General features: G+C 60.7%; 2 protein-coding genes. One reads left to right on the top strand and one right to left on the bottom strand.

Going from position 1 to position 3931, the window contains the following annotated elements; translation table 11 throughout:
- Nucleotides 1-218 precede the first annotated feature (218 nt).
- Nucleotides 219-1709, bottom strand: a complete 1491-nt coding sequence (locus tag ABX749_RS24925) for a sulfatase (protein ID WP_372898377.1) — start codon at nucleotides 1707-1709, stop codon at nucleotides 219-221.
- A 380-nt stretch (nucleotides 1710-2089) separates the two neighbouring features.
- On the opposite strand from ABX749_RS24925, the gene ABX749_RS24930 reads away from it, so the two are divergent.
- Nucleotides 2090-3856 carry a TlpA family protein disulfide reductase gene (locus ABX749_RS24930; RefSeq protein WP_372898378.1) on the top strand — a complete coding sequence of 589 codons (1767 nt, stop codon included), beginning with the start codon at nucleotides 2090-2092 and terminating at the stop codon, nucleotides 3854-3856.
- Nucleotides 3857-3931 lie beyond the last annotated feature (75 nt).

Consider the following 3931-nt stretch of genomic DNA (forward strand, 5'->3'; position numbering starts at 1 on the left):
GTCCGGTGACGCGGGAACCGGAGGGCTTGCGCCCTGCCGCTAACATCCGCTGGAACACTGAGGGCCGTGTTAGCGGAACGGCGCGAGCCGTCCGGTGACGCCAGGACCGGAGGGCTCGCGCCCTGCCGCTCACAGAACGGCCCTGTTTCCGCGGCTCACTCAATCGACCCTGCCGTTGGCGAATTCCGCGACGACAAAACGAGAGCGTCGCCAGCCGACTAGCGAATCGCCTTGTCCGGCAGCGCGGTTCCGATGCCGGCATCCAGCGGCATGGTGTCGTTGCTCGGATCAAGTCCGACGGCTTTCATCGCCCGCAACAACCGCTGCTCCATTTCGGCGATCGTCGACTGGTGTGCGGGGTCGTTGACCAGATTGGTCGATTCAGCCGGGTCGTTCTGCATGTCATACAGCTCGGCCATGTGGCGATCCGGAGACCCGTCGCCGTGTGGATAGCGGATGTACTTGTAGCGGTCTCCCCGCACCGAGCGAACGTTGGGCGTGTAGGGGAATTGTTTTTCGTAGTTGTAGTGATACAGCCATTCGGTCCGCCAGCCACTGTCGTCTCCGGAGACCAGCGGTTTGATCGAACTGCCGTGAATGTTGGTCAGCTGGGTGGCACCGGCGGCGTCCAAGATCGTCGGCGCGACGTCGGTCGTCAGGACCTGTTGTTTGATCCGCACCGGCCCGGATTGCTTGGTCCAGCGGGGGTAGCGGATGATCATCGGCACACGGGCGCTGGCTTCGTGAGCCGTCCGTTTATCGACCATGCCGTGTTCCCCTTCGAGCAATCCGTTGTCGCCCATGAAGATGAACATGGTGTTGTCGAATTGCCCGGCCGCCTTCAAATGATCGACCAACCGGCCGACACTGTCGTCGACCGACAGAATCGTTCCCCAGTACGCCCGGACCATGCGGGCGAAATCAACGACGCCGCTGGCTTTGTCGTTGGGGAATTCTTTACGCCAGTCGAAGATCGGCCCATAGATGCCGTGCCAGGTCGAGAGTCGCTGGGTGATCCACTTCGGTTTGTCGTCCAGCTTGAACGATGAGTGCGGGTAGTTGACTTCGACGTCGTCAAAGACGTGCTCGTATTTCGGTTCGGGGAAATAGAAACTGTGCGGTGCTTTCTGGCCGATCATCAACATGAACGGCTTGGAGGCGTCGTCGGCGCGATGTTTGTCGATCCAATCGATCGACATGTCGGTCACCACCGTGGTGTAGTAACCCGGCACGACGCGGCTTCCGGTTCCGTTGATGTTAAATTCCGTATCGAAGTAGCTGCCCTGGCCTTTGTGGGTGACGAAGTAGTTGAATCCGGGGCGGGGCTCGTCGTTTTTTTCACCCATGTGCCACTTGCCGATGTACGCGGTCTGGTAGCCGGCCTCCTGCAGCCGACGCGGGAAGCTGTCCAGCTCGGCGGGGTAGTCGGTGAAGTTGTTGGTGACCCCGTGGGCGTGGGCGTAAAGTCCGCTCAGGATGGTGGCGCGACTGGGAGAGCACAAGCTGGTCGTGCAGAACATGTTCTCGAAATAAATGCCCTCGGCGGCCAAGCGATCGATGTTCGGCGTTTTCAGGTGGGGATGGCCGGCGCAGGACAGCGCGTTCCAGCGAATGTCATCGCACAGCACGACGACGACGTTGGGGCGTTCTTGCGCGAAGGAAGCGAGCGTCAGCAAGCACAGCAAGCTACAAGCGAGGAATGGTCGCATGGCGGAAATACTGGGGCGAGGTGGGGAATCAAGGTTGAGTTGACAGCGGTGCAGTTTAGCAGCTTCTGTTCCGGCTTTGGAGATCTGGCCCTTTTTAAGTCGTTGATCATCAAGAGGTTTCGTCACTCTCCCCCTGGGAGAGTCGAGCGTAGCGAGGAGAGGGTTTTCGTTGCCGATGGGAACGCGACCCGGACCGGCGAAGTGAACACCGCGATTCGCCGTTCGACCTCCCCTCGCTTCGCTCGACCCTCACTGCCAGGGAGGGTGGGGGCGGTGTTTCGATGCCGGCGCGATGGGTTGATTCCGGCGCAGTGGAAAGTCGGCCGATGCGATATAGTTGGGCAATCAGAGTCCTGTCCCGTTTTTCCGTGAACCTTTCCATGCGCATCCGAATGCTTTCGGGCGAATCAGCCAACACTGTTTTTGCCGTTTTGCTGTCCGTCGTCTTCGTGCTGTCCGGGTGCTCCCGAGACGACGTTGAATCCACCTCGCCCGATGCGCCCGCCGCCGCGACGGGCGAGGGCGATGAGGAATTGATTCGCAGTGCCGCCGACATGGCGGCCGATGGCGAAGAACCCGACGTCGGATCCGACGCGTTTTCTCAACAGACCACGCCGCTGCCTTCGACCATCGGAGAACGTGGCGACTTGACCGGCCGGCGGACGACGCCCAGCGGTTCGACCGCTCCCAGTCCGCCCGATTCGCCATCGGAATCACCGCGTGGATTCGAATTGGCCGAGACGACCGCGATCCCTGCGGGGATTCCCGAGATGATCGACGCCGCCGGAGCCGTCGCCGCCCAACGTGAACTTCGCGACGACCTGACCGCCGACCAACTGATGACGTACCTGGAAGAGTCCGACCGCGACATGGAGATGCTCGCCCGCGGCCGCGACCAGCTGCAAGACCCGAATCAGGCCAACGAGCTGATGCGGCAGTTGGCGAACAGCAAGCTGCAAGCCTCCGTCCGGCTCCAAGCACACGCCGATGCTACCGAAAAGCAACGCACCGCGGGCTTGCGGGGCCAGCTCCAAGCCCTCTCGCACCTTTCGGCGATGGGTGACCTGAGTTCGGCCAAGGCGCTCGAAGCACTCGCGCGCGAGAATCTGTCGTCGCCGGTACCCACGATCGCCGGCGACAGCAGGATCGTGCTGATCGGATTCGCGATCGACGGGCTGAGAGCTGGACGCGAATCGGCGGCCCAGGAAATCGTCTCGTTGATTGAAGGGATGACGGCCAGTCGCACCGCCGACATTCCGGCGGTCTTGATGATGGCCGAAGCCAGGCAGGTGCTGGCCAATTACGGCTTGATCGACGAATCCGCCCGGGTCCGCGAAAAGATCCTGGCGTTGTACGGCAACTCGCCCGACAAGATGATCGCACAAGTCGCCGCCGATGCCGCCGGGACCGCCAAGTATGACTCTGCCAGACGCCTGCTCGGGGAAATTCTTGAGAACGACAACGTGGCGTTGGCGCGATGGACCGAAGCCGTGACGGAATTGATTCGCGAAGCCCCCGAGATGAACACGGTGGAATTCTTGGGAACGTCGGCGCTGCAGCTCGAAGCAGCCCAGCGCGAAGCGTTTGTCGAAGAAACGTTTCGTATTCTGGCTGAAGGGTTCGCCGATACCGACTCCGCCACGGCCAATGAAATCGAAACGGCTCGGATGGCGATGGAAGCACGCCGGGACGTCATCGGGACCTCGTTCGACGCGTTGGCCAACCTGCCAACACTCGACGGCAGCGGCATCTCATCAATCAGCGTCAAGGGCAAGGTCGTGTTGATGCCGTTCTGGGCCGTGACGATTCCGCAATCGTTGCAGATCGTCCCGATGCTCAAAGAAATCCAATCGCGACATCCTGATCAAATCGCCATCGTGGGAATGAACCTCGATTCAGAACAGGCGCCGCTGGGCGAGTTCCTGGCGCAGAACGATCTCGGTTTTCCAAGCTTTCGAAGCGTTTCTTCATCCAACGGCGACCAGGGAAATCCGATCGCCACCAAGTTCGGCTTGGTGTCGTTGCCCTTCGTTGCGATCTTCAATCAAGCCGGCAAGGTCGCGGCGTTAGACTTCACCGGGATGCAGCTCGAGACGACCGTTGAGCAACTCGTTCAATCCGCGGACGATGCATCGAACGCCGAATGATTTGAAGTGGCAGAATCATACAGGGCAGAATAATGTTCTGACCGCTCAGATCACGGATCCAGAATCATTCTGCCA

It is taken from the genome of Stieleria sp. (assembly GCF_041595215.1).
GTDB classification, from domain to species: domain Bacteria; phylum Planctomycetota; class Planctomycetia; order Pirellulales; family Pirellulaceae; genus Stieleria; species Stieleria magnilauensis.